The organism is Pantoea sp. SGAir0418 (assembly GCF_043529865.1).
Window position 1 is genome coordinate 3,085,039 of record NZ_CP027911.1, and the last position, 25,978, is coordinate 3,111,016.

Here is a 25,978-nt window from a genome sequence, read left to right on the forward strand (position 1 = left end):
GCGCACCGCGTCCTGCTGTTAATTCATCAGCGAATAAGCGATGGATGAAATCGCCAGAATCCCCACCAGCACCACAAACAGGTTACTGATTTTGCCGCTGTACTGGCGCATCGCCGGGACTTTATGAATAGCGTACATCGGCATCAGGAACAGAATCATCGCAATCACCGGCCCGCCCAGCGTCTCAATCATGCCGAGAATGCTCGGGTTCAGAGTGGCAACCAGCCAGGTAGTCAGCAGCATAAACAGCGTGGTCAGGCGATTCATTTTCTGCGGCGTGATGGTTTTGCCGCGGCTGCGCAGCGACTTCGCCACCATGCCGTTGAAGCCTTCACGCGCGCCCAGATAGTGGCCGAGGAACGATTTGGTGATGGCCACGATGGCGACAATCGGCCCCATCCAGGCAATCATCGGCACGTTAAAGTGGTTCGCCAGATAGGAGAGAATGGTGATGTTCTGCGCCTTTGCTGCCTGTAAATCGGCGGGCGACAGGCTCAGCACGCAGCTGAACACAAAGAACATTACGGTCACTACCATCATCAGATGGGCGCTGGCGAGAATGCGTGAACACTTCTTCTCCGCGCCGGCACCGTACTCGGCGCGTTTCGCCACGGCAAAAGACGAGATAATCGGCGAATGATTAAAGGAGAACACCATCACCGGAATCGCCAGCCACAGCGTCATCCAGATACTGCTGTCGCTGCCGCTTTGCGCAAACGATAAGGTCTCCAGCGCCGCGCCGTGCCAGTGCGGCACAAGATACGCAGCCAGCAACATCAGCACTGCCACAAACGGAAACACCAGCACGCTCATCGCTTTGACAATCATCTGCTCGCCGAAGCGCACCACCGTCATCATGCCAGCGATCAAAATCAGCGACAGCAGCGCACGCGGCGGCGATACCAGCCCGAGCTGGTGCACAATAAAGCTGTCCACGGTATTGGTGATCGCTACGCTGTACATCAGCAGGATCGGGTAGATGGCAAAGAAGTAGAGCAGCGTGATGATCTTACCGGCGCCGACACCGAAATGCTCTTCCACTACGTCCGTGATATCCGCACCGGGATTTTTGCCGGAGAGCACAAAGCGCGTCAGCGCACGGTGCGCAAAGAAGGTCATCGGGAAGGCGAGAATCGCCATGATGAGTAACGGAATCAGCCCGCCCGCGCCGGCGTTAATCGGCAGAAACAGCACCCCTGCGCCAATCGCGGTGCCGTACAGGCCCAGCATCCACACCGTATCACTCTTGCGCCAGCCGGTTGCTGCCGCCTCCACCGTACCGAGGGTACCGGTTTGTGAGTTATCCATCTGTCTCTCCAAAATTGTCTCAAATGCAGCCGGAACGACGGCTAAAAATTCGCGGCGGCCTGCAGCGTGCGGTCGCTTCACAAAACGCGCCTATGCTACCCGTTTTTGCCCGGCGTGGATTGCCGCAACGCAAGACATGCATCACAAAGGCGGTAAAAATGCGCGAGATGGCGATAAAAACAACAATAACGCACGAAACACGCACGCAATCGATTGCCTGGGGCGCTATTTGACCTGAGAAGCGTCTGGAGTGCAAGACACAGCGCGAAGTGGACGTGAACGGGAGAATGAAGTGCGGGGATGTTGCCAGCAGCAGAGCGCTGAGGAGGAAACTCCCCCGGCAGCTAGCCTCGGGCAACGCAGCACGTCGCCAGAGGATAACGCCGGGAGAATTGAAAATCAGAACGCCCGCATTCTGTAGAGGGCATAAAGGAAATAGTACGCTGTGATAGTATTCAAATTCATAATCATGTACTTCAGTTTTTCATTTTTATTCAGCAGCGTAAAAATACCTTTAGAATATTTTCCGCGCTTGATTTGATTAATTTCCTGCGCAATATCAGCAGGTGAAAACGAGGCGTGATACATAGCGGTGACAATCTGCATATCCAGTGCCAGCACGCGTTTCGAGATTGCTTTTAAAAAATGGTCGAGATTACCCGACGCGTACTTTTCCACAATCGAATCGTACAAATCGGTAAGCGACTGTTTACGCACTTTCAGTTCGCTGTACTGCACTTTACGTTTCGACAGCGATCCCGCCACATCCTCATAATGATAAGCCGCGCCTGGGGTAATGAGAAAATTACTGACGCAGCTGAAAAACTTCAGGTTAAACAGCAGGTCCTCACTCATCGAGACGCCTTCCATGAAGCGCAGATGAAGATCGTCAATAATCTGGCGGCGATAACATTTATTATGCAGATAGCCAATGTTGTCACTCATCTCCAGCTCGCCCAGCACGTAAGGAATATCCTGCTGGCTGAAGAATCCCGCCTGCGAGACTTTGCCGATACGGTTGTCGTTGAGATTGCCAACCATTAAGTCCACCGATTCGGCCGGCCAGGCATTGAGATTGAGTTTGAAACTCATCAGGAAGTTATCGTCAACCCAGTCATCCGCATCGAGAAACAGGACATATTCCCCGCTGGCCTGCTGCAGCCCGCTATTGCGTGCCGCACTGACGCCTGCGTTAATTTGATTAAGCACCGTAACCTGCGGATAGTGAGCAAACTCCTGCAAAATCCGGGCACTGTTATCGCGACTGCCATCGTTGACAACAATTATTTCATAGCTACTGAAGGTTTGATTTAATACGCTTTGCAGCGTACGCCGGATAGTGTTTTGCGCGTTATAAACGGGAATGATAATACTAAATAGCGTTTTTTCATTCATGATAAACTCTCTTTACTGTCTGAGGTTTTGATAGTGCTAAAGAGCTGCCATAGTTTCCTGGGGTTGAAAAAGATCAGATGAATACGCATGACCGGCTGTGCCGGGAAAAAGTAATTCAGCAGGGAGAAGGATAAAAACTCGGTTAATACCACGCTCATGGCGGCACCGGTTAAACCGAAATGTGGCACCAGCAGCAGCGACGACAGCACGCAAATCACTAATACCGCGAAGGTTTTTTTCACCAGATAGCGATAGCCGTTATATTTAATGATGAAACGATCCATGACGCTGCTCAGCACCGCGCACATCGCACCGAGGCTGAGTAATAACGTCGGCGCGACCGCATCAAGATATTGCTCACCGTAGAAGTCACGAATAAACCAGCCCGACAGCAGCCAGATCGCCACAATTACCGCAGCGGAAACGCCAATCACCAGCAGATGCAGTTTCTGCGCTTTGACGATCGCCTGCTGGTCATTCCGCTCGGCAAAAAATGCCGGATAAAACGACGCCAGCAGCGCGCTGGGTAAAAATACCCAGGCGGTCGACAACGTCAGCGCCACGGAAAAAATGCCCGCCTCTTTCACGCCGAGAAAATAAGAGACGCTGATTTGATTCACGCGGGTATACAGCGCAACGGCAATCGCAGAGAAGATCAGCGACATGCCGGAAACCAGCATGTAGCGCGAATACTTTTTCACGTGGCGCAGCGCCGGAAGCGGTGCACGCCGCTCATACAGCAGAAACAGCGTTAACTTGATGGTGAAAGGAATAAAGGTGGCGAGCACAATCGGAATCGCCAGCCAGGCCGGTTCCAGCTGGTAATAGGAGATCAGAAAGCGCACCGTCAGGCTGATCGCCAGACCGATGACGTTGGCAATCACATTGAGACGCGCGTTGAGCCTCGCTTCGTTGTAAATATTGACCAGGTCAATGGATGAGAACAGGCAGGCAATGGCTGCCGCGCAGATAAAGACCAGCGCGTCGGCGCTCCACTCCTCTTCCATAATCGCCATGCCGACAATCGACAGCACGCAATACAGCACCAGTACCAGCAGGAAGGTCGCCATCATCAGGCGCAGGCCGGAATGATGATTCTGCGCGATGCGTTTCAGCAAAATCACATCGCTGCCCATCAGTGCGATGGTCTGAATAAACTGAAATACCAGCATGGCGATGGAGATAATGCCAAAGGTGGTGGGCCCGACGTATTTCGCCACGTAGGAGGTGACAAAGATCAGGCCGAATACCGCAATCAGCTTTTCGGCAATCATCCACATGGAGTTTTTTAATTTGTTTTTCACAACGCCTCCGGTGCGATTATTTCTCTGCCAGCCGGCGCAGCCGTGAAACCAGGCGCGGGCTAATGAAAAACAGCGCAAAGTACAGGCTCCACGGATTAAGTAGCGGTCCGGCGGTGCACCAGCTGCGGAAACTGCGGCGATAGAGCGTGATGTATTCATCAATGAAGGCGCGGCTCAGGCTGTCGCTGTGCAGCCCTTTGTGGATGTAAGACGCCGTGACTTTTAAATAGAGGTGGTAATAGCAGCGATAATGCTGGCTCGATAAAAACGCCTTCATGCCGCTGAACGAGCGGGCAAAAGAGAAATGTTTTTCCCGCAGCGCCGAACGCGTGGCGGAGTGCGTGGATTTGACGTAGTGATAAACCACCCGCTGCGTCATCACTACCTGGCGATCCTGCTGCAGATGCAGGTAGTTCATGACAAACAGCAGGTCTTCGAAATTGGCGATCTCTTCGTTGAACCGCAGCCGGTGCTGACGAATGACATCGCCGCGAAACACCTTGTCGCAGATACCGTGGCGCGGATGGTAATAGAGCAGTTCGTTAATCGCCGCCGATACCGACAGCACGTACGCCTGTTCACGGTTGGCGGGAAAATCCAGCGGTGCGCCGTCCGGGTTGAAATGTTGTGACTCGCCCACCACCATCGCCGTTTCATCACTCATCAGCCGCACATACGTCGAGAAGGCCTGGGGCGGCAGGAAGTCATCGGCGTCTAAAAAACACAGCAGCCGGCCGCGCGAGGCGCGAATGCCCCGGTTGCGCGCCGCCGAGACGCCCGCGTTGGCCTGGCTGATAAGGTGGAACTGCGGATAACCGGCGTAGCGCTGCAGGATCGCCAGCGAGTCATCGCTGGAGCCGTCATTAATAAAAATGGCCTCAAAGCGAACCTCATCCTGCTGCAGCAGGCTGTCGATGCATCTTTCCAGATAAGCTGCGGCGTTATACACCGGCACAATGACGCTAATCAGCACGTCGTTAACGGGAGTTTGCATATGACCTCAAAACATAATTTATTGGGGGTTGAACCCGCCGTGACAAAATAAAAATCGATACTGAACCGTTAATGCTTAACGTTTAACGGCCTATGCTTTCATCTGGCTTAACATTAATACACCGCTGTTTTCAGAGTTTCCTCAGCAAAATATGACCGCCGGAATAAGACTATTTTTCGCTGGGGCCAGATAAGAATTTCGCTATATATTCAGGTCAGGTTTATCTGGCGATTTAAAGGGTAAAAACCGCAGGCTACCGCCCCTGGCTTACAGCGACCAGCGTGCTGGAGTTCTCTTTGGTGCATTTTCAGGCGTAAAGAAGGGGCGCTGCACTCCGCAGAGTTCAGTTATTTATCAGCCAGTTAGCCCCAACACTTCCTGCACAGCAACGTATTTATTGCGTTGCTGTCGGGTAAAACATTTATCAGATAGAGGTTTATTCGTTATCCTGATCGGCGCTACCTCTCCAGCTATTTTTTGCCGCATCAGGAGAACGGGAACTGCCGACCGCGGTTGAAAAGGTGCATCTTTCGACGGGCCTTCGCAACGAGCGTCACGACATTAACGATATTTGCTGTATGCCCTGCACTTTTATTACGCCGCGATGTGTGTTGCGCGGCGCGGGGTGCAAGTGGCGTTAATTCAGTCCGGCTATCGCAGCCGGACTGCAAATGGCACAAGGCCAAAAATTGCGATCTGATTCAAAACTTTTACCGCATTCTTACCAGGCGCAGTTATAAGGTCAATGCCTTCCAGACCAAAACGGAATTTACTCACCCGCCCCGCCACAATATTTCGCGCTGACTGATTAGCATGGATAAAGCGCAACCGCGGCGATTGATAAGGGCGGCGCGCGCTGCTGACCAGGAATAAGAGCAGGGAAACCGGCGGATAAGTCCAGTAGCGTCCCAAGCGGTTGTTATTGCAATGGGTTACGCCCTCGCCGTCCCGCTTAAGCAGTAATATCCTTTATTCATTGTGCTGACCTGCTATTTTTAGTAGTCGTCAAGCGCTGCCTCTATAAATTAGCGTCGTGCGAAAAAATACAGATCCTTACCGCACCACAAACTCAACTTAGCGCGATTTCATGCTGCTTATTTTAACAATCAGCGCTTCGCTGACATGACTTAGGCCAAATATTTTTTTAAAGAAAGCCGGTAAATGCCGATAACGCTATCAGTGTATTTATCAGTGAGCCCGGAAATGATCAGCCTGCAAACCAATCTGTCTGCCCTCAACGCCAGCAAGCAATCTGCCAGAAGTGGCGCGGCGCTGGGCGATGCGATCCGCCATTTATCGTCGGGTATGCGCATCACCAGCGCGCGTGACGATGCGGCAGGTCAGGCGATTGGTAACCGTTTTAGCAGCCAGCAGAACGGCCTGACGGTGGCGCAGCGTAATACCGGTGACGGCCTGTCACTGGTCAAAACCGCGGAAAGCGCGCTGGATGAGATCAATAACCGCCTGCAGCGGATTCGCCAGCTGGCGGTTCAGGGATTAAACAGCACCAATTCGCAGAGCGACTCAGACGCCATTCAGGCGGAGATTAACCTCAATCTGAAAGAGATTGACCGGCTCAACACCAGCAGCAGCTTTAACGGCATCAGGCTGCTGGATGGCAGCGCCGGTAAGCTGGGATTCCAGGTTGGCGCTAATGACAACGAGAAAATCAGTCTCGACCTGTCGGCACCCGGCTTCAGCGTGGAGGCGCTGGGACTTAAGGATTTGGTAATCAGCGGCATCAGCGGCAAAGTGACCAATGTCACCACCCTCACCGGCCTCGCCACCAATATGGCGTTCAGCAACCCGGCGATTACCGTGAATTATGTGCCCTCCAGCGGCTCACCGCAGCTGGTGCGCAGCAGTGGTGATAACCGCCAGTACGTGCAGAGCAGCGACGCCGACGGCAAGCCGGTCTATTATCTGGCCGCCGTCAGTGCGCGCTGGGACACCGCCACGGCTGCCGGTAACGTCTCGATTAGCCGCAGCAATCCGGCGCCGCTGTACAGCAACGTCAGCAGCATTGCGTCGCGCACCATCCCGGCGGTTAATTATCAGGACAGCAGTGGCAGCGCGCTGAGCACCACGCCAGCAGCCACGTTAACGCAGGATAATGGCCAGTATTATATTGAGCAGAACAACAGCTGGTATCCGGCCACGCTAAGCTTTGGCAGCAGCGGCGCAGTAACGGCACGCATGACCGGCGGTGCCGCCAAAACCGACAGCGATTTCGCGACCCTGCCGACCACGGTGACCGACACGCCGGCGATCGACACCAGCACCGCCAGCCTTAGCTTCAGCGATGCCAGCGGCAATGCAGTGAGTAATGGCCGTCTGCTGCGCAGCGGCGGGCAGTATGTAATGGAAGTGGATAACGGCGGCGGCAACTACCAGTATTACAACGCCGCCGTCAGCGCGACCTCGGATGGCACCAGTAACGCCCTGAGCATCGTCGCGACCAGCGCCAGCAGCATTAACAGCTTCAGTGCGGTAAACAGCGTGACCGGCACCTCTTACATCACGCTCGATCCGGCCAATGTGGATGTGCGCTATACCGATGTCGATGGCAACAGCAGTAATGATGTGCTGAAACTCGACGCCGACGGCAATTACTACATGGATGTGCCGAACGGCAATCTGGATAAAACCGCCACCTTCGTCCGCAGTGACAGCAGCGGCAACCTGATGCTGAAAACCCTGCAGGGCGTGGGTGACGTGCAGATTTACTTCCAGGCGGCTTTGTCGTCAGTGACCGATGCCTCCACCAACTTTACGACGCTGCGCGTGGCCGAGACCGGTTCAGAGATCCGCCTGAAACATCCGGACGATCCGCTTGCCACGCTGGATCGCGCCATCGGGCAAATCGACAGTCAGCGCACCCGCCTGGGCGCCGTTGCTAACCGGCTACTCTCGGCGCAAACGCTGCAGGGCAACGCGACCGCCGCCATTGCGGCATCGCGCTCCCGTATTGAGGATGCGGATTACGCTACGGAAGTCTCCAGCCTGTCGCGTCAGCAAATTCTGCAGCAGGCCAGCAGCGCCCTGCTGGCGCAGGCTAATCAGCTGCCGCAGCAGGTGCTGAAGTTACTGAACGCCTGATCAAGGACGTCATCAGGCTTCAGATGAGGCAGAAGCATCACGCTGCTCACGCACAAATTCGCTGAGCGCCCGCAGCGCCGGCGGCACCAGACGGTGTCCCGGATAGTAGAGGCAGAGCGCACCGAGGGGCACCTGCCAGCCGGGCAGCAGATGCACCAGTCGGCCCACCTGCACATCCGCCGCAACCTGTTGTTCCGTCATGCAGGCAATGCCCAGACCCGCCAGCGCCGCCAGGTGGATGGCGCTCATGTCGCTGGCCGCCATACGCGGCTCGCCCTGCAGCCGATAACGCTGCTGCTGCTGGCTCAGCTCCCAGCGGTAAACGCTGCCGTCCGCCATGCGCATACACAGGGTTTGATGCTGATCGAGCGCCTCTGGCGTCTGCGGTGTGCCCGCGTGTGCGAGGTAGGCTGGCGCGGCCACCACAATCATGCGCATTTCCGGCGTCAGCCTGACGGCAATCATATCGCCCGGCACATCTTCTGCCAGCCGAATGCCAGCATCGAAGCCGTCGGCCACGATATCCACCCGCTCTTTCTGGCTGTAAATATCGACGCGAATGCGCGGATAGCGCTGCAGGAACGGCAGCAATATCGATGCGTACCACAGCGCACTGCTCTCCGGCGGCACGTTGAGACGCAGCATGCCGGCCGGATCGCCCGGATCGCTGCCGGCTTCCTCAGCCGCGCTGCGGATCATCGCCAGCGCTGGCACAATTTTCTCGCTGAAACGCCGTCCGGCATCGGTCAGCGCGACGCTGCGCGTGGTGCGGTTGAAGAGCCGCACGCCCAGCCGTTTCTCCAGCGCGGCAACCGCATTGGTCACCGCCGAAGGCGACATCTCCAGCTCGCTGGCCGCCGCTTTAAAGGTGCCGCGCCGCGCGACCGCCAGCACAATTTCCAGTTCAGTCAGACCTGTCCGGTTCATCAATTATTCCGTTTCGCGCAATACCCTTTGCAGGCGGAGGCGGATTATCGCCGCCGGTGGTGCGTGCTACTTTGCCGCCACGCAACATGCAAAGGAGCATAGCCATGCACATGATTGAACACATCTATATCAACGGCCAGTTTGTCACTCCTGACGGCGATGAATGGCTGGATATTATCAAACCTGCCGACGGCAGCGTAATCGGTAAAGCGCGTCTGGCCAATGCGCAGGATGCTGAACGCGCAATTGCGGCAGCCGCGGCGGCGTTTCCCGCCTTCTCCGCGACCACGGTGGCACAGCGCATCACCCTGCTGGAACAGATGTACCATGCGGTTAACCGTGCCGAAAGCGAGCTGCGCGCGGCGATCCTTGAGGAGTACGGCGCGCCCACCGCACGCTCCGAGTGGATGAGCCGCTATCCGGCTGACGTAATTCTGCAGGTAATTGAAGAGCTGAAACGCTATCCGTTTGTACAACAGGCAGGCCGTGCGCAGGTGCAGATGCTGCCGCTCGGCGTTGCCGGCCTGATCACGCCATGGAACAGCAACGCGGGCTTTATCTGCCACAAACTGGCAACCGCGATGGCCGCAGGCTGTACCGCCGTGATCAAACCCAGCGAGTTCAGCCTGTTGCAGACCCAGGTGATCACCAGGGCGCTGCACACCGCCGGTTTGCCTGCGGGGGTGTTTAATATCGTCACCGGACGCGGTGCCAGCGTCGGTGAAGCCCTGAGCCGCAGTCCGCAGGTGGCGAAAATCTCCTTCACCGGCTCGACCGCCACCGGCAAAGCGATTTTGCGCAGCGCCGCTGACACCTTTAAACGCGTCACGCTGGAGCTGGGCGGTAAATCACCGACGCTGATTTTGCCGGATGCCGATGCCGCGCAGGCGGCCGGGCTGGCGGTTCAGGCTGGCTTTATCAACAGCGGCCAGGCCTGTATTGCCGGCACGCGCATTCTGGTGCCGGAGCAGCGCAAGGCCGAGTTCGAACAGGCGCTGACGGCGGCGGTCGCTGCGGAGGTCTCCGGCGATCCGGCTGACGCGCGCACCACCATCGGACCGATGGTCAACGAGAAACAGTGGCAGCGCGTGCAGCACTATATCGCGCTCGGCGAGCAACAGGGTGCGCGCCTGCTGACCGGCGGCAGCGGCCGCCCGGACGGACTGCACCACGGCTGGTATATCCGCCCGACGCTGTTCAGCGATGTCACCAATGAAATGCCGCTGGCGCGCGAAGAGATTTTTGGCCCGGTGCTGAGCATCCTGACCTACCGCGATGAAGCCGAAGCCATCGCCATGGCCAACGACAGCGATTACGGCCTGTCGGCACTGGTGATCGGTGCGGATGAACAGCATGCACGCCAGGTGGGAGAGCAGCTGATCGCCGGCCGCGTGATGATCAACACGCTGGCACACGAACCGCGCGCGCCGTTCGGCGGTTTCCGCCACTCCGGCATCGGCCGGGAAATGGGTCAGGCGGGTATCAGCGCGTTTCTGGAACCAAGGGCGCTGATTGCTGAGTAAGGATGAGGTGAGCGCTGCAGTGAATAGCACTGCGGCGCAGGGTGTGTCATCGTGTTTTTTAGTGTATGCACATCATTATGTGAAAGTGAATTAAGATAATTTTTAAGATTCGATAATGAAGAAAAAACATATAAAAACACAGATTGAAATCATAAAAACCAATCACACTCTTATGAAGAGTTTATTGTCAATCCATTAAACTATAGGTCCCAAGCCCACTTCGCTCATCCCTAAAAATTAAAAATACAAACATTCAATCCAACAATAAATTATTATACATGCAAATGATTAATATTCCGCCCTTTATAGACTGCAATGTTAATAAACTATTACACCCAACAAAACATCATATCCAAAATATAATCACTCATTACCATTGTTAAAAGACAAGCAACTGCATTTTTTAAAGAAAAAATTTACATTCTAAAATTCATTTGGAAACTCATCGCCAAAATATAATAACTTGTAAAAAACCAAGATCAGAAGATTAAACTCTTTAAAAAATTAGCAAACCATGAATTACACCCCCTTCCAAACCAATAAATCCAAATAGTCTTAAGGCTGAACAATTTTATTCAGCCACAAATATAAAAAATTATATTGCCCTCAATTAATTATTTTGCCATATGTGCATATCTGACTTCAGGCAACGCGTCCTCCATTGATTCATCTATTATACGTTTCAACTCTACATGCTGAGAATCGCTGCGATGCAAAATATCGCTCGCAAGTTTTACACATGCGGCGCGAACAAATGAGACACTAACTGATTCTCTACTGTGAGGGATAACATTACTATACGATGCGTTGTCAAAAATAAGGGGTAATGAATCAATTAACGATGCAATGCTGTCAGTATCCAAAAAATCTTTAAGGTACATTTGATTTGCTGTCCATATCAAAGCTTGAAGTCCAGTCATCCGACCTGACTCGATAATCATTATTAAACGAGTGATCAGTTTATCGATTATGGGTAACTGTGTTTGCTCTCGCCAAGCCAGCAAAGCATATGAAGCGTGTGCTATGGAATTTGGGTCGCTCGATTGTAATTCCTTACGTATTATTTTTTCAAGAATTGATGGAGTAACAGAGCCCTCACAAATAAAGCGAGGAAGGGCAACAAGCACAACAGGGAGATGGTATTCTCTACCGAAATCATATAGTTTATGAAAATTACATTCAGTAAGCGCTGATTTGGGAAGAGATGGCACCACAGATTTGGACAAAGCATTACCAACCATACGTGTAATTTGTTCATCACTTTGTTGTGAGAACCCCAAAATATCATTTTCTTTTACTTGCGGTCGCCACAGCATCATCTTATTGAAAAGATCAGTTGCCTGAACCGAATTAGGTAATTCTTTAGAGCCTTCACTCAGAGCAACATAAATAATATTAGCAAGACGAGATAATTCAATAAGATTTTCTCTATCCACATCGAATAGATATTCCCTGAGATGAGTTTTGACTGCAATTGGATCCGGGGATGGAATCTTTAAGAGTACGTAAGGATACAAACCTGTTATCGGTAGCATTTGGATATCAAGCTTATCGCCCCAAACTTTTTTCTGGATTTTAATCAGTTCATCTTGTGTTAAAAAACCACTAGAAATTAATGGAAGCAAGCGCTCTAGCGCAGGACCACTTATAGGAGAGTTAAACTCAATCTGATCAATAATCGCATCTATCCGACGATCAATTTCCGGATTTTGCAATCTCTTACCAGGTGAATGAATAATCGGGTTTATCCATTCACGCGAATTATTGATATCGATTTCAGACGCAAGTGGAACACCTAATGCATCAGAAAGAACACTGTAATGCTCGCTTTCAGGAATACTTTTAAGAGAAAAATCAAATAGATGCCTCAGCGCATCATTAAGCCACATATGCCGAAATTCAGGATTATTACAGAGTGAACAAGCCAGACGAAAATGATTTATTGCCTGCTCAGGGGTAGCACGCACGGAAATACGAGCCAAAACCTCAATAAACACACGTAACCGGGTTAAAACATGACCACGATCACAGCCCGTATCTCTAATTAATTTTTCACTCCAGAAATCAATGGCTGGTGCACATCGGTTCAGTAAGGTATCTGCATCATGTTGTGGCAAGCATGCCATTCCAATCCTCGAAAACACGGTATTTATCACCTCACAATCATCGCTATTAGCAGTGCGTACAGCAAGTGTAAGCCGCTGAAGATGACTTAAATCCTCCATTTCTGTCAATCTACCCGCTATATCCGTTAATAATCCTGTGAACTTCCAGCGCAATGGAATCCCTGCGGCTGCACAAAGCCCCTCAAGCAATGGCAGTGGATGCAATTCATAACTGATCGCCACTCGATTTGTGTTATCCTTGTAAATTCCGGCCTCAAACGAAGGTTCTATAGCCCTTTGTTTCTTCTGTTCCTCCACTGACTTATTAATACGCTTACGAATATATTCAATATGTTCCCAAGGAGAACATTTCTTTTGCTCATAATCTCCATAATCATTTTTAGCAGACCAAGGATCTGTGCCACGGAGTAACCACTTTGCCCATGCTAACTGAGAGAGTATAAACATCGAGTTTTGGTTATGCCGATACTGCCCTAAAAGGTCACGATGTGCATCTGCAATGTACTTTTCCCCTTGCTCGAATTTACCTAGTTCGGCAAGTAATGCGGCTTTTCTCAGTTTCCAGATTGCGCTAATGCCCTCGATCTCATCAGTCTGTTTTTCTAATGCTGAATAATCAAATGCATCACGTGAAATGAGAGCTTGGTAATAGATCAGCTCATTACGACTCTCAGGCCAGAATTTAATACCGTTCTCAAGGATCATAAGGGTGGCTTTAATAAATTTTTCACTTTCTTCAGAAGCCATCCATCTGGTGCTTTTAAGTAGAAAAAGCGCAATCTCAAGTTGCTGCTTTTTACCGAGCGAGCAAGGAAATGTAGGATCACAAACCTTCAGTAACTCCTCAGCCATCCAAGGGGGTGGTATTTCAAATGTTTTTTCAAGGCGCCAAACTATTTCATATAAGAGTGATTCCCGAGAGCTTGCTGACATCAGAGGTAAATGCTCCTGACGTGGCAAAGGGTGACTAATCTGCGCTTCAAGTTCCCTACGTATAAGCAGTGGGCAAATTAACCAACCGGGATAAGTCTCCCGATCTTGACTCAGCAATGTGAGTTGCTCTTCCATCATTCTCGCGCCATATGCTAGATCCTTTATTTTACGACGCTCATCTTCATTCATGCTTACTGGACGTAATGAGGTTGGCTGCCATTCCCAAGTAGGAGCAGGTTTACTCTCCTCAAGAAATTGGAGAAAAATTTTTGTTACTTCAAGATGTTTGGTATCGTGATCGTCAAATTCTGAAACGAGATCACTAAGATCGATTGGCGAAACGTTGATCGATTCAAGATATTTTCGCTTTGGGCCTTTCAGATTTAGTGCCCCAACAAGGTATATACGCCGGGAATTTGTGGTTAGGTTATCTCTTACCCACCCTGCCCACTGTAAAAAATTAGGGTCTTCACCAGAGAAACCCAGTAAGCAAAGCTCATTTTCGATAAAAACCTGTCGAGCGAAATTAACGAAAGCTGCGTATGATTGGGGATATCGTCTATAATCTTCTTGAGTAAAAATTAGTTCATTAGTAATATCGATTGTACCGTGAAGTTTTACTATGCGTGGAGATCTGCTGCTGGAGAGGTCCCCTTGTTTATTCACAATGCTATATACGCGGCTGTGAAGCTCAATCGAGGCGCGTTCAAGAAGTGTATCCCAATTAGTCGTTAACACTTCAGACCAAGGCAAATTTAGGAGGTTGTGATGGAGTTGGCTTGGGGACCAAGCGACATCGTTTACCTCCTTCTTAATCAAATCATGGAGTGACTGCTTACCAAAAAAAGCGCAGTATTCTTCCGCCAGACGAAGCGGATCACTGCTCCACGATTTTAATTCAGTGCTCAATGTTTGTGAAAAATCACTCCATAATGGTAGTTTCTTTCGTGTGTCACCCGTCGTAGCCGCACTCCTGCTAAAGCCTGCGCCAACCATTACCGCTGCGCCATGATAGGTATTGTCTTGCTGCCATAATGAAGATGCCAGTTTTTTTAATGCCGGATAGTCTGGTAAAGAGGTTATATTTTTATCCACTTTTTTCAGCTCACATTTATTTAAAAGATGAAATAGTCAATCTTAACCTATTATTCATACAATAAAATTAAAAATCAGAATAAATTCTTTATCCTAAATCAATAATCATTGTATATTCATAAAAATTTACTTGCTTATTTTTATTATTACTTCTTACGTATGCGTTCAAGATCCATTTTAGAAGAATAGTACAGTACTGCCGGTACTAATTGTTAAAATCGCGACAGGTTTAACTGAAATCTCTAGATCATTTTAGATAGCCTGGGAGAAGCGACCGTATGCTGCGAACCTCATTTAGAAGAATACAGGAAATGGTGCAGCGACACGCTCATTTATCAGCGAGTCATCTGACAAAGCATGCAAGGAAACTGGATTCTATTTGGGAGGCTATGGCACTAATATGGCACAAGAAGGAAATGTGGTGTACCTGAAAGCATAGTAAGCCATTGATTTAACTGGTGCCGGAAACAGGAGTCGAACCTGCGACCTTCGCATTACGAATGCGCTGCTCTACCAACTGAGCTATACCGGCATTGAGGCGGGAACTACGGGGAGTAAACATAGAAAAATCGGGGGGATGAGTCAAGATGGTGCCGGTTAAGTGCTGCGTTTTTCAGCATCAGCCGCGCTGGCCTTACGATTTTGACGCGGAAAAGCCGCGGCGAACAGCGCCCTCTCGCGCCAGGCACAAAAAAGGCGAGGCTGCAGCCTCGCCAAAAGGTGCTGGCCTCAATCGTAATAAGGAAGCTTACGATCGACACCGTTGATATTGACCAGCACAAAGCCCGTCGGCGTGGTTTTATTGGTCGGCGTACCTGCTGCCGTCGCGACGGTAAGCACGCCTTTCTCGTTAGCCCCAATACCCGCGACGCCATTGTGCAGGCCAAAGCGCGCCGCCGGTTTGAGGGTGCCCATTTTGGTGGTATCCGTCACCACCGAGAAGTCAGGCTGGAACAGCGAGCAGGAGCCGGCTTCAAAACGCGTCGGCCCGGTGGTCTTCAGGTTAATCAGCGTGTCGCCGCTGTTGGCGCGCAGCTTCACCCACACCACGGCATACGTGGTGCCGACGCGGCTGTAGCGAATATCCAGCACCGCCGGCTGCCCCATATGGCAGGCGTCAGCCCATACCGTTTCCAGCCGCTGCAGGTTAATCCACGTTTTCCCGGTGCCCGCCAGATTGACCGGCGAGGCGGCCGTTCCGGTTGGCTGGGTGGCGTCGGCTTTACCAATCAGCTCCATCACCCACTGCTGATTCGCCGTCGGGAAGAACAGCTGGCCGAGGCGATACCAGTTATCAGTGTCGGTATTGTTGGTGACTTTGTGGCCGCTGTAGTAGCCCGCGCGGAATGAGCCGGTGATCAGCGTGCCGTGATGCTCTTCACGGCGATAGCCGTAGTCAAAGGTCGACAGCCAGCGCGTGCCGGCCATATCGTTCGAGATCTTCGCTCCGGACTGCAGGCCAATCTGGCGCATGATGACGCGCGCATTATTGAGATTGAACGGCGTGCCGCAATCCTCAATGTTCAGCGTATCAATGCTCCAGGCACCGTCCGACAGATAGCCCGGATTACGCGTGTGCTCAATCCACACGTTACGCATGATGCCCTGCGTCACGCGCGGCATGTACAGCGTGGCGTCGCCATAGCCGGTCTGGAAGTTACAGTTGCAGATCTCGATAGCCGTTGAGTGGTCCCACTTGCCGTTTGGCGAGTTCGACCAGCCAATGTCAAACACCCGGCCATAGGTCCACAGCGTGTAGATCTGGTCAAATTTACTGTCGAGCGTATCCAGCGCTTTAATCACCGTGCCGCCGCTGTTTTGCGCGCGGAAACAGTAAATATTTAACGTGGTGCCTTCGATGCAGGTGTTTTCGAAGAACGGCTGCACGTTGGTACACATCTCGGCGGTAATGGTACCTTTGTTGGTGGTGACGTCGGCCGATGCCTGACCGTGCCAGGTGATGCCTTTGATCGCGGTCCGCCGTGCCTTCACTTTGAACACCGTGTTGGCACTTTTGTCGGAGATGATGGTGGTGCGCGGCAGCGAACCCAGCTCCACGTCATCCCCCTGCAGACCAAAAAAGGCGATCTCGGTAGCGCTGATGTCGATCGGGTTAATCAGGAATTTACCGCCCGGGAAACGCACCGGCAGGTCACGGATATTACCGCTGTAGCCCTGCGTCCACGCCAGCATGCGGTTAAAGGCGTCGGTATCGTTAGCGTAACCGTCCCCTTTCGCGCCGAAGTGGTAGACGTTGACGTCGGCCGGATCGTTGATCACGCGTTTCCAGTAAAAGCCATTGCCGACCGCCAGCGTACCGCCGTCATCGGCGGCCGTGGTGGTGCCGATAAAGCCGGTGAAATCACCGCCGCCACGGAAGGTGGAGTCCGGGTTATAGCGGCGCAGGAACGCCAGATCGCCGTTTTTGGCCGGCACAGTGGTACGCAGTTCAGCAAAAGAGTTAACTTCGATCATCTTAGCCTCCTCGGCATTTCAGGTTTGCAATACAAAGCGAGAGAACAGCGTCAGTGCGCCGCCAGGCGGCAGTGCTGGTCCCAGAGATCGTTGTGATTGTTGATGGCGCGCACGGTGCGAATGTCCATGCGTTCGGCGTCACTGCCGTGGGTGTAAATCGGGGAAAATAACGAACAGGCGGAGTCGATAACGACGGGTGCCTCAGGGTTGGTGGTATTTCGACTGCTGCAGCTTGTCACGAGCAGCAGCGTCATCAAGATTACCGTTACGGGTTTCCACACGTCTGGCCTCCTCACGCAGCTGTTGCTGCTGCTGATTAACTTCAACCGCCTGCGCGGCGGTCTTTTCGGCCTGCGCAACATCAGCTTTCGCCTGCTGCTGCACCTTGCCGATTTTTTTACCGCCGGCGTAGCTGGCAATCAGCGCGGCAATCACGCCGCCAATCGCCGCCAGCCAGTGCCAGCTGCCGGCAAGCTGAGAAAGAAGAAAGCTCATGGTTTGTCCTCCAGCGTTTTTCTCTGCTCCACCAGGTTCTTCTGACGCACGAACTGCGCCAGTACGCCCATCGCCACCATGAAGGCACCGATCAGGCCGAGATAGTTGTGCGGCAGGATCTCTTTGATATCCGCCGGCAGCGCGTTCCATGCATCCAGCGCTGACGAGGGAAACGACTGCACCCAGGCGCTGAGCATTGAACCCAGCGACGCCAGCCACACCGACCAGGTTTTAAACAACAGGCGCGCGTGTTTAACAAACTCCAGCGTGGTGAAGCGCTGCAGCAACAGCAGCAGGATGATGGCCGCCAGCACGGCGATAACGAACAACAGCCAGCGCATGTTCATAACAGCCCCCGATAGATGTCGTAGGTGCCCGTGCGCATCACTTCGGCATGACGCCGGGCGCGCCCCGCAGTTTGCCGCGCCCACAGGCTGTCGAGCATGGCGTTCGCCGCCGCGTCGAAATCGCGTTGCGTCACCGCGGTGAGCATGCCGCGAAACAGCGCCAGACCGTCGACGCCCATCTGGTAGGCCATGCTGATCAGCACATCGCTGCGCGCTTCATTGCATTGACTCAGTGCCTGCTGCACCAACGCGCGCTGCTGCATCTCCTGCACCTTGCCCTCAACGATGCACTGCTTCCACACGTCACCAACGCGGCGCGGCACGCGGAAGATATAGTGGCTGAGCGACGCGCCTTTCGGCCCGATGCGAATACCGCCCGCAACGGTGGGAAACCCCTGCGTGTCGAGGTAAGGCGCTTCGCGGTATCCCTCTTCGAAATTCAAAATGGCAATGATTTGGCTCATAACGGTTCCTCTTTGACGGGCGCAACGGCATGAAAAGCTGCGCAAATAACCACAACACATAAACCTCGCTGATCGGTTGCGCCGGGCGACAGGCAGCCGTTAAGCGCAACGCTCAAGCGCAACTAAACAGTGAGGAAAGGTGAAACGTTCCGTTCAGAACTGGGAAAACAGCAGAGAATTAACGCACGGCGTACAAATGAACATGGGGCAAACAGCAGTTATCAAAGCTGGGGTTGTCGTTGCAGGGCCGCGTGGGCGCCAGTACTGCGCGGTCTACCCGGGAGCGGATTTCCCGCTGGCAGATGCGCTCGGCGGTGCGCAGGGTGATCTCATCACACTCCAGGCCCAGGGCACTGTCGATGCTGCGCTTCAGGCGGCTGAGCGGCTGACGCCGCCGGTGGCGACGGGTGCGCGCGTTACCGCTAAAGACTGATTTGCCATATTGAATAATCGCCATAACTCCTCCTGTGAATGAGTCTTTGGCGATGGGGTGGTGAGCACGGCGATTCGGCACAGACCGGGACGTCCGTGGCCCCTCTGCAATCACCCGCAACTGGCTTGCCCGGCCGTAAAAAACGGCCAGGTATAAGCAGAGGAGAGTGAAAGCAGAGGACAACTGACGACGCTGCTAAGTGCGTATCCACCCCATCCCAAAATTCACTGACTTTGGGTGGGTTGTCTCGCGCTTGTGCAGCGCCTCAATTGTTTAAGAGCGGGCTCATCCGGGAGCAGAGATGTCGTCCATCTATGGTCAAATTATTAACAGGTTCTAATGCATTGGCAAACACTGACAGTTAATTTTTTATTTACCGACAGTTAAATTTTTGATTTCAGCCGGATTATTTTTTTTGCCGGTTAACGCACTGCTGCTCAGCCCAGAATCTGATAGTGACGCGCCTGGCTCATGATGACGCGGGCAATCACCTGCAGCGACGCCGCTTCGTCCAGCGTCAGATACCAGGTCTCGTAGCGTTTGTTGTCGGAGATCACCGCCACCTTCTTGTGCTGTAACTGCAGCCGCTTGAGGTAGAGCTGGTTGTCGAGATTGAACAGATAGATGCCGTCACCGTCGAAGCGGTGCACGCTGATATCGACGAACAGCTGATCGCGCGGTGCAAAAGTACCGGCCATGGAGTCACTGTTCAGGGCAATCAGCCGGATATTTTCGGCCGGGCGGCCGTTAAACAGCACGCGCGCCTCATCCAGACCGTATTCAATTGCCTGAATGGTCTCGACCAGTTCGTCGCGCGCGACAATACCCTGTGCGCTGCGTTGCCCGATATCCAGGCTTTCGACGCGGAACATGTGCTGCGGATCGATCAGGCGCTGACGGGCAAGCGCCACATCCGGTTTTTCCATGCCGAACTGCAGCCACTCCACGCGCACGCCTAACAGCTGGCTGAGCGCCAGCAGATTACTGTCATCCGGAATAGATTGCGCGTTAAACCATTTCCAGACCCCTGGAGTTGAGATCCTGCATCCCCGTTGTTGCAGTGCCTGAGCGACCTGTTTGTTCCGTCCATGTCCGACAATTCCCGCGCTCTCGCATGCGGCAATCAGCCTGGCAGTAAAAGCTTGTCTGGTACTCTCTTTTTTAACCATCAGTTAATAGTCTGCCATCAGTAAAAGACTGAATGTTATTTTCATTTTTGCTACCAGTTCATTTTATATTACCGCTAGTTTACTACCCAACCGCTTTTATCAATAAAGCTGGACGATCATTATCCTCTTCGCCCTGGTGGAAACCAGTAATGAATCTCTGACAGCTTGTTCTGACAGGGGTTTTCAGGATTGTTCTGTAACGCTGAGACCAGCACCCACAGCAAAAAATGGGCGAAAAGCCGCAGGCGCGCCACAGATGACAGGAATAAAAGGAAAAGCTCTGGAAATAACTGGATCGAAAGCGATCAAAAAGGGCACCGCGTCAGGTGCCCATTATGATACCGAAGAGAAAACTAACGGCGCAGGGTATCGTCGCCCCAGCCAATCCATTTGTAGGTGGTGAGCGCTTCGAGGCCCATCGGACCGCGCGCATGCAGTTTCTGCGTACTGACCGCCACTTCAGCGCCGAGACCGAACTGGCCGCCGTCGGTAAAGCGGGTGCTGGCGTTGACGTATACCGCCGATGAGTCGACCTGATTCACGAAGCGATTGGCGTTGCCAATGCTGCGCGTCAGAATGCCGTCGGAGTGCTGGGTGCCGTGCGCGCGGATGTGCGCAACCGCTTCATCGAGGTCCGCCACCAGCTTGACGTTCAGGTCGTTCGACAGCCACTCATCGTCGTATTGGTGCATCTGCACCGCCACCACGCTGGCCGGGCCCTGCTGCAGCCGCGCCAGCACGTTTTCATCGGCGTGCAGCGCAATGTTCTCCTGCGCCATGCGCTGCAGAAACGCCGGAATGAAGCGTTCGGCCTGATCGCGATGAATCAGCAGAGTTTCCAGCGAGTTACAGGCGCTGGGACGCTGCTTCTTGGCGTTAACAATCACCTGCAGCGCGGCGTCCGTCTCCATGGTTTCGTCGAGATAGAGATGGCACACGCCGATACCGCCGGTGATCACCGGAATGGTGGAATTTTCGCGACACAGCTTGTGCAGCCCGGCGCCGCCACGCGGGATCAACATGTCAACGTAGCGATCCAGCTTCAGCAGCTGATTCACCAGTTCGCGATCCGGATTCTCAATCGCCTGCACCGCTGCTGCCGGTAAACCATGCTCGATGAGCGCGTTCTGGATCACCCGCACCGTGGCGGCGTTGGTGCGGTAAGTCTCTTTGCCGCCGCGCAGAATCGCCGCGTTGCCGGTTTTCAGACACAGTGACGCCACATCGACCGTGACGTTCGGGCGCGCTTCGTAGATCACCCCGATCACGCCGAGCGGCACGCGACGTCGTTCAATGCGCAGGCCGCTGTCGAGCAGCCCGCCATCGATCAGCTGGCCAACCGGATCGGCCAGACGGCACACCTGGCGCACATCATCCGCGATGCCTTTCAGGCGCTGCGGGTTAAGCGTCAGACGATCGAGCAGCGCCGCACTCATGCCGTTAGTGCGCGCATCGGCCAGATCCTGCTGGTTAGCCGCCAGAATGTCGGCGCTTTCCGCTTCCAGCCGATCGGCGATGGTCAGCAGCACCTGATTTTTTTGTTCGGTGGAGAGCTCCGCCAGTTTGTACGACGCTTCACGCGCCGCTTTACCCATCTGTTCTAACATCATCCGCTCCTTAACTGACGATCATATCGTCGCGGTGCACCGCAACCGGGCCATATTCGTAACCGAGGATCTCACCGATCTCCTGACTGTGATGACCGGCGATCATGCGCATCGCATCGCTGTTGTAGCGCGTGACGCCGTGGGCGATATCGCGCCCCTGCAGGTTACGAATGCGGATCACTTCGCCGCGCGAGAAATTGCCCTGCACGTCACGGACGCCTTTCGGCAGCAGCGAACTGCCGCGCTCCAGCATCGCCGCCAGCGCGCCGTCGTCTATGGTGATCTCGCCCGCTGGTGGCGCGCCGAAGATCCAGCGCTTGCGGTTTTCCAGCGGTGACTGCTGCGCGTGGAAGCGCGTCCCCACCGGTTTGCCGTGCAGCACATCCCCGATTACATCCGGGCGGCTGCCGGCCGCAATGATCACGTCAATGCCGGCGCGGCAGGCGACATCCGCCGCCTGCAGTTTGGTGGCCATGCCGCCGGTGCCGAGACCGGAGACGCTGCCGCCAGCCAGCGTGCGCAGCGCATCATCAATCTGATGCACATCGCTGATCAGTTCTGCCTCGGGATTGGTGCGCGGATCGGCGGTAAACAGGCCAGGCTGATCGGTCAGCAGCAGCAGTTTATCGGCACCGCCGAGCATCGCCGCCAGCGCGGACAGGTTGTCATTATCGCCAACCTTGATTTCTGCGGTTGCCACCGCGTCGTTCTCGTTAATGACCGGCACGATATGGTTGTCGAGCAGCGCGCGCAGCATATCGCGCGCGTAGAGGAAGCGTTCACGGTCTTCCATGTCGGCGCGCGTCAGCAGCATCTGCCCGATATGGATACCGTAGATGGAGAACAGCTGCTCCCACAGCTGGATTAAACGACTCTGCCCCACCGCAGCCAGCAGCTGCTTTGAGGCGATGGTCGGTGGCAGTTCCGGGTAACCAAGGTGTTCGCGACCGGCGGCAATCGCGCCTGAGGTGACGATGATAATGCGATGACCGGCGGCGTGCAGTTGTGCACACTGCCGAACCAGCTCCACCATATGCGCCCGGTTCAGCCGGCGCGATCCGCCGGTGAGGACGCTGGTACCCAATTTGACCACCAGGGTCTGACTGCCACTCATGTTTTTCCTGCCATGTAAGAAAAAAATCTGCGAAGGGACGTTTTAACAGGAGTCAGCAAGGAAGCCAACAGCGGCAAGGGGAAAAGCACAAAAAACGCCTGACAAGCGGGTAGACCAAAAGTTCGCGATTAACAAGAAATCAGAAAAAATGTCATAAAACCTTCATTGCCAGTCGGTAAAACGTCCCGTGTTTTACAAACCTTTTCACGGGTACAACAAATTTTACTCATTGGGATTGATAGCAAAATGAAGAAAAGCACACTGGCACTCATCGTTTCCGCGCTGGCTCTGGCCTCAACCGCACAAGCCGCAGAAGTTTATAACAAAGACGGTAACAAACTGGATCTGTACGGTCGTGTGAAAGGCATGCACTACTTCAGCGACAACGCAGCCGCTGACGGCGACAAAACTTACATCCGTCTGGGCTTCAAAGGGCAGACGCAGATTAACGACCTGATGACCGGCTACGGTCAGTGGGAATATCAGTTCCAGGGTAACCGCGCGGAAACCAACACCGACGCTAACATCGGTAACAAAACCCGTCTGGGCTTTGCCGGTCTGAAGTTTGGTAACTACGGCTCTGTTGATTACGGTCGTAACTACGGCGTGGTTTACGATGTGCTGGCATGGACCGACGTGCTGCCAGAATTCGGTGGCGACAGCGCCTACACCGACACCTACATGCTGGGCCGTACTTCTGGCGTCGCCACTTACCGCAACAGCAATTTCTTCGGTCTGGTGGATGGCCTGCGTTTCGCGGTGCAGTATCAGGGCAAGAACGATTCCACCAGCGCCAACGGCCGTTCAGAGATTCCTAAGCAGAACGGCGACGGTTACGGTGCGTCACTGGGTTACACCCTCGGCGATAGCGGTGTCAGCCTGATGAGTGCGATCTCCTCTGCTGACCGTACCAACTCGCAGGACGTGGCGACCCGTCTGGGCCGTGGTGACAAAGCGGAAGCCTGGGGCGCGGGCATCAAATATGACGCGAACAGCATTTACCTGGCATCGACCTACTCTGAAACCCGTAACATGACGCCAATCACGGGCGGCGTGGCGAATAAAACGCAGAACTTTGAAGTGGTTGCGCAGTATCAGTTCGACTTCGGTCTGCGTCCATCGCTGGGCTACGTGCAGAGCAAAGGCAAAGACATTGAAGGCATTGGCGATGCGGACATCGTGAAATATGTCGACGTGGCGATGACGTACTACTTCAACAAAAACATGTCGGCCATGGTTGACTACAAAATCAACCAGCTGGATGACAACAACCCGCTGGGCATCAACAGCGATGACGTGGTGGCGGTCGGTCTGACCTACCAGTTCTAAGCGTCAGCATTACCCTGTCTGTGTCTGTAAAAAAGAGCCGGCTCATCACCGGCTCTTTCTTATTCAGGTCTGACTCAGGTTCAGGCGCTGAGTTTAACCGGCTCTTCTTTGAACCCCGCCGCGGGCCTGAGATCAAGCTTAAACTCATGCAGCGTGGCTTTCAGGCGCTCGTGGAAATTACGCAGCGTGCTCTCCACTTTCTCATTGTTCTCTTTGCCCTTGATGGCGGCCACGCTCCAGTCGCCGTCTTTATCAAACAGGCCGAAGTGGTATTCGTAGGTGAAGTGATCTTCATAGGCGTTCAGCGTCATCCACCAGCCCCAGAACTCGCGGCTTTCCGGCGCCGGTTTGACGTTGACGCACGCCGCCAGGCAATCAAAGAAGAAACGCGTCTCTTCACACTGTCCTTCACGGATGTACGGCCCCAATTCGGTGAAGCGCTTAAGCAGGCGACTACGGGGGTGACCACTCGGTAACGTCATGCTAACTCTCTCCCTCAAATAAACCGTATAAAACGCAGCGCGGCGGCAAAACGTCACCGCACGTATTTTCCCGAAGATAAGTTGTAGCAGAGTCTGCGTATTTCGCCAGTTAGCGCTGCAACTGTTTTGCCAGCCAGTCGCAAATTTGATTGAGCGCCTTGTCAAAGCTGGCAAAGACTGGCGTGGCGGGAATCGCCAGCGCCTTGCCCTGCGCCGAGGAGTTGACGATCAGCTGCGCCTCCTCTTCCGGGCTGAACAGATCGTTGGGCCAGTAAGCGGCCAGCATCGGCACCGGCGTCCGGCGGCCCAGCAGGCCCTGCACTTTGAGCGAATAGCGGTTGAGCTCGATGCGCAGATTGCTGTCGGAGGTCGACGACATGCCCAGCCGGCTGGCCAGCATGTCCATATACATATCCGGCAGTTGCTGCTGGCGCTGCGCATCGACAAACACGTGATGCACCATCGGCCCGAGCGACGCCACCGCGCGCAGACGCGGCACCTCAAGGTAAGCCAGCCGCGTCGCCACGTTGGCGCCAAAGCGGTAACCGAACAGCGCCAAGCGCGTATGGTCAATCCACGGCACATTGCTCAGCTCGCGCAGCACCTGCTGATGCAACTGGCTGGTGTCCTGATTGAGCGTCCATTTGCTGCTGAAACCCACCGACGGCATATCCAGCGTCAGCATGGCGATGCCGCGCGGTGCCAGATAATCATGAAACAGCCGGTAATGGTCGCTCTGCAGCGAGTCGAGACCGCCGCACAGCAGCACGGTGGGATACGGCGCGCTGGCCTGCGCCGGCATATGCAGGAAGCCGGTGACCGGACTGCCGCCGCTGATGGGAAAGGTCAGGGATTTCAGCTCGCCGGGCAGGCGCTGGGTGGCTTCTTCATAAGCGCGATTCGCCAGCACCTGCGCCTGATCCGCCAGTTCATCGCCTTTAATGTAGGGATACGCGGCCAGGCTGTAGAGACTGGCGGCATGCAGCCACTGCTGGCCGGCCTCATCGTGATCGGCGTTCTGCATCGCGCGCTGCTGCCACTGCGCCGCCTGCTTCGACCACTCATAGTTCCAGTTGCCGCCGCGATAGCCAATCACCGTGTCCAGCAGCGTTTCGTCGGTGTGTTCAAACTTACTGACGGCAATGCGCGCCAGCACTTCGCTGATCTCCTGCGGCGCCAGGCCGCGCCACGTCCACAGCAGCTTATTCAGCATGCGATACCAGCCGCGCTGGGTATCGCCTTCCAGGGCATTGTGCACCTGCGCCGTCGGGTGGTGCTGGCGCTGCACCAGCGAGGAGGTTTCCGGGTGTTTGAAGCGGGGTTTGAACAGTTCTTCGCTGAGATTTTTCTCGGCCATCT

21 protein-coding genes and 1 tRNA gene are annotated in these 25,978 nt (G+C 54.0%); 4 read left to right on the forward strand and 18 right to left on the reverse strand.

What is annotated here, in order from left to right:
* Positions 1–18 precede the first annotated feature (18 nt).
* Entirely contained in the window at positions 19–1,308 is a 1,290-nt protein-coding gene (locus C1N84_RS14520; protein WP_021507261.1) for an HAAAP family serine/threonine permease, read from the reverse strand.
* Between C1N84_RS14520 and C1N84_RS14525 the strand changes: the two genes are divergently transcribed.
* On the forward strand, positions 1,296–1,541 hold the full coding sequence (locus C1N84_RS14525; RefSeq protein WP_150361749.1) for a hypothetical protein: 246 nt from the start codon (positions 1,296–1,298) through the stop codon (positions 1,539–1,541). The two genes, C1N84_RS14520 and C1N84_RS14525, sit on opposite strands and share 13 nt — an antisense overlap.
* Positions 1,542–1,707: 166 nt before the next feature.
* Here the strand turns inward: C1N84_RS14525 and C1N84_RS14530 are convergent, their stop codons facing one another.
* From C1N84_RS14530 to C1N84_RS14540, 3 genes are read right to left on the reverse strand one after another with little or no spacing between them, the layout of a single operon-like run.
* Positions 1,708–2,703, reverse strand: a complete 996-nt coding sequence (locus tag C1N84_RS14530; protein WP_021507262.1) for a glycosyltransferase family 2 protein — start codon at positions 2,701–2,703, stop codon at positions 1,708–1,710.
* Complete coding sequence (locus C1N84_RS14535) at positions 2,700–4,007, reverse strand: oligosaccharide flippase family protein (RefSeq protein ID WP_264441598.1); 1,308 nt, start codon at positions 4,005–4,007, stop codon at positions 2,700–2,702. The genes C1N84_RS14530 and C1N84_RS14535 overlap by 4 nt, the downstream gene beginning before the upstream one ends.
* A 16-nt stretch (positions 4,008–4,023) precedes the next feature.
* Positions 4,024–5,001 (reverse strand): glycosyltransferase family 2 protein, encoded by a 978-nt coding sequence (locus C1N84_RS14540; RefSeq protein ID WP_264441599.1) that lies wholly within the window; start codon positions 4,999–5,001, stop codon positions 4,024–4,026.
* A gap of 1,203 nt (positions 5,002–6,204) precedes the next feature.
* Between C1N84_RS14540 and C1N84_RS14545 the strand changes: the two genes are divergently transcribed.
* Complete coding sequence (locus C1N84_RS14545; RefSeq protein WP_264441600.1) at positions 6,205–8,100, forward strand: flagellin N-terminal helical domain-containing protein; 1,896 nt, start codon at positions 6,205–6,207, stop codon at positions 8,098–8,100.
* 12 nt (positions 8,101–8,112) lie between these two features.
* Here C1N84_RS14545 and C1N84_RS14550 read toward each other — a convergent pair whose 3' ends face one another.
* Complete coding sequence (locus C1N84_RS14550) at positions 8,113–9,027, reverse strand: LysR family transcriptional regulator (protein ID WP_264441601.1); 915 nt, start codon at positions 9,025–9,027, stop codon at positions 8,113–8,115.
* A 104-nt stretch (positions 9,028–9,131) separates the two neighbouring features.
* On the opposite strand from C1N84_RS14550, the gene C1N84_RS14555 reads away from it, so the two are divergent.
* The gene (locus C1N84_RS14555) at positions 9,132–10,550 is read left to right on the forward strand and encodes an aldehyde dehydrogenase family protein (protein ID WP_264441602.1); all 1,419 of its coding nucleotides are present in this window, start codon (positions 9,132–9,134) and stop codon (positions 10,548–10,550) included.
* 614 nt (positions 10,551–11,164) lie between these two features.
* Here the strand turns inward: C1N84_RS14555 and C1N84_RS14560 are convergent.
* From C1N84_RS14560 to proB, 11 genes are all read right to left on the reverse strand, one after another.
* Positions 11,165–14,704 (reverse strand): SIR2 family NAD-dependent protein deacylase, encoded by a 3,540-nt coding sequence (locus tag C1N84_RS14560; protein WP_264441603.1) that lies wholly within the window; start codon positions 14,702–14,704, stop codon positions 11,165–11,167.
* 456 nt (positions 14,705–15,160) lie between these two features.
* Positions 15,161–15,236, reverse strand: a tRNA-Thr gene (locus tag C1N84_RS14565).
* Between the two features lie 197 nt (positions 15,237–15,433).
* Positions 15,434–17,179 carry an amylovoran biosynthesis protein AmsF gene (locus C1N84_RS14570; protein ID WP_394541651.1) on the reverse strand — a complete coding sequence of 582 codons (1,746 nt, stop codon included), beginning with the start codon at positions 17,177–17,179 and terminating at the stop codon, positions 15,434–15,436.
* 50 nt (positions 17,180–17,229) lie between these two features.
* Complete coding sequence (locus C1N84_RS14575; protein WP_264443801.1) at positions 17,230–17,433, reverse strand: hypothetical protein; 204 nt, start codon at positions 17,431–17,433, stop codon at positions 17,230–17,232.
* Complete coding sequence (locus tag C1N84_RS14580; RefSeq protein WP_058769339.1) at positions 17,381–17,674, reverse strand: hypothetical protein; 294 nt, start codon at positions 17,672–17,674, stop codon at positions 17,381–17,383. The genes C1N84_RS14575 and C1N84_RS14580 overlap by 53 nt, the downstream gene beginning before the upstream one ends.
* The gene (locus C1N84_RS14585; protein ID WP_031279668.1) at positions 17,671–18,015 is read right to left on the reverse strand and encodes a DUF7940 domain-containing protein; all 345 of its coding nucleotides are present in this window, start codon (positions 18,013–18,015) and stop codon (positions 17,671–17,673) included. The genes C1N84_RS14580 and C1N84_RS14585 overlap by 4 nt, the downstream gene beginning before the upstream one ends.
* 2 nt (positions 18,016–18,017) lie before the next feature.
* Positions 18,018–18,485 carry a lysozyme family protein gene (locus tag C1N84_RS14590; protein ID WP_021507272.1) on the reverse strand — a complete coding sequence of 156 codons (468 nt, stop codon included), beginning with the start codon at positions 18,483–18,485 and terminating at the stop codon, positions 18,018–18,020.
* A gap of 178 nt (positions 18,486–18,663) precedes the next feature.
* Positions 18,664–18,942: a transcriptional antitermination N peptide gene (locus tag C1N84_RS14595; RefSeq protein WP_021507273.1), complete on the reverse strand. Its 279-nt coding sequence runs from the start codon at positions 18,940–18,942 to the stop codon at positions 18,664–18,666.
* 413 nt (positions 18,943–19,355) lie between these two features.
* The gene (locus tag C1N84_RS14600) at positions 19,356–20,087 is read right to left on the reverse strand and encodes a S24 family peptidase (RefSeq protein ID WP_150361740.1); all 732 of its coding nucleotides are present in this window, start codon (positions 20,085–20,087) and stop codon (positions 19,356–19,358) included.
* Positions 20,088–20,440: 353 nt separating this feature from the next.
* A complete protein-coding gene (gene proA, locus C1N84_RS14605) occupies positions 20,441–21,694 on the reverse strand; it encodes a glutamate-5-semialdehyde dehydrogenase (RefSeq protein ID WP_264443751.1) in 1,254 nt (417 codons plus the stop codon).
* A 10-nt stretch (positions 21,695–21,704) separates the two neighbouring features.
* Positions 21,705–22,808, reverse strand: a complete 1,104-nt coding sequence (gene proB / locus C1N84_RS14610) for a glutamate 5-kinase (RefSeq protein ID WP_159377483.1) — start codon at positions 22,806–22,808, stop codon at positions 21,705–21,707.
* A 246-nt stretch (positions 22,809–23,054) separates the two neighbouring features.
* Between proB and ompC the strand changes: the two genes are divergently transcribed.
* Positions 23,055–24,137, forward strand: coding sequence for a porin OmpC (gene ompC, locus C1N84_RS14615; protein WP_021507277.1), 1,083 nt, complete (start codon positions 23,055–23,057; stop codon positions 24,135–24,137).
* Between the two features lie 80 nt (positions 24,138–24,217).
* Here the strand turns inward: ompC and crl are convergent, their stop codons facing one another.
* Together crl and frsA are read right to left on the reverse strand one after the other, a co-directional pair.
* Positions 24,218–24,619 carry a sigma factor-binding protein Crl gene (gene crl / locus C1N84_RS14620; protein WP_021313042.1) on the reverse strand — a complete coding sequence of 134 codons (402 nt, stop codon included), beginning with the start codon at positions 24,617–24,619 and terminating at the stop codon, positions 24,218–24,220.
* Positions 24,620–24,728: 109 nt separating this feature from the next.
* Complete coding sequence (frsA, locus tag C1N84_RS14625) at positions 24,729–25,976, reverse strand: esterase FrsA (protein ID WP_264441605.1); 1,248 nt, start codon at positions 25,974–25,976, stop codon at positions 24,729–24,731.
* Positions 25,977–25,978: the final 2 nt, after the last annotated feature.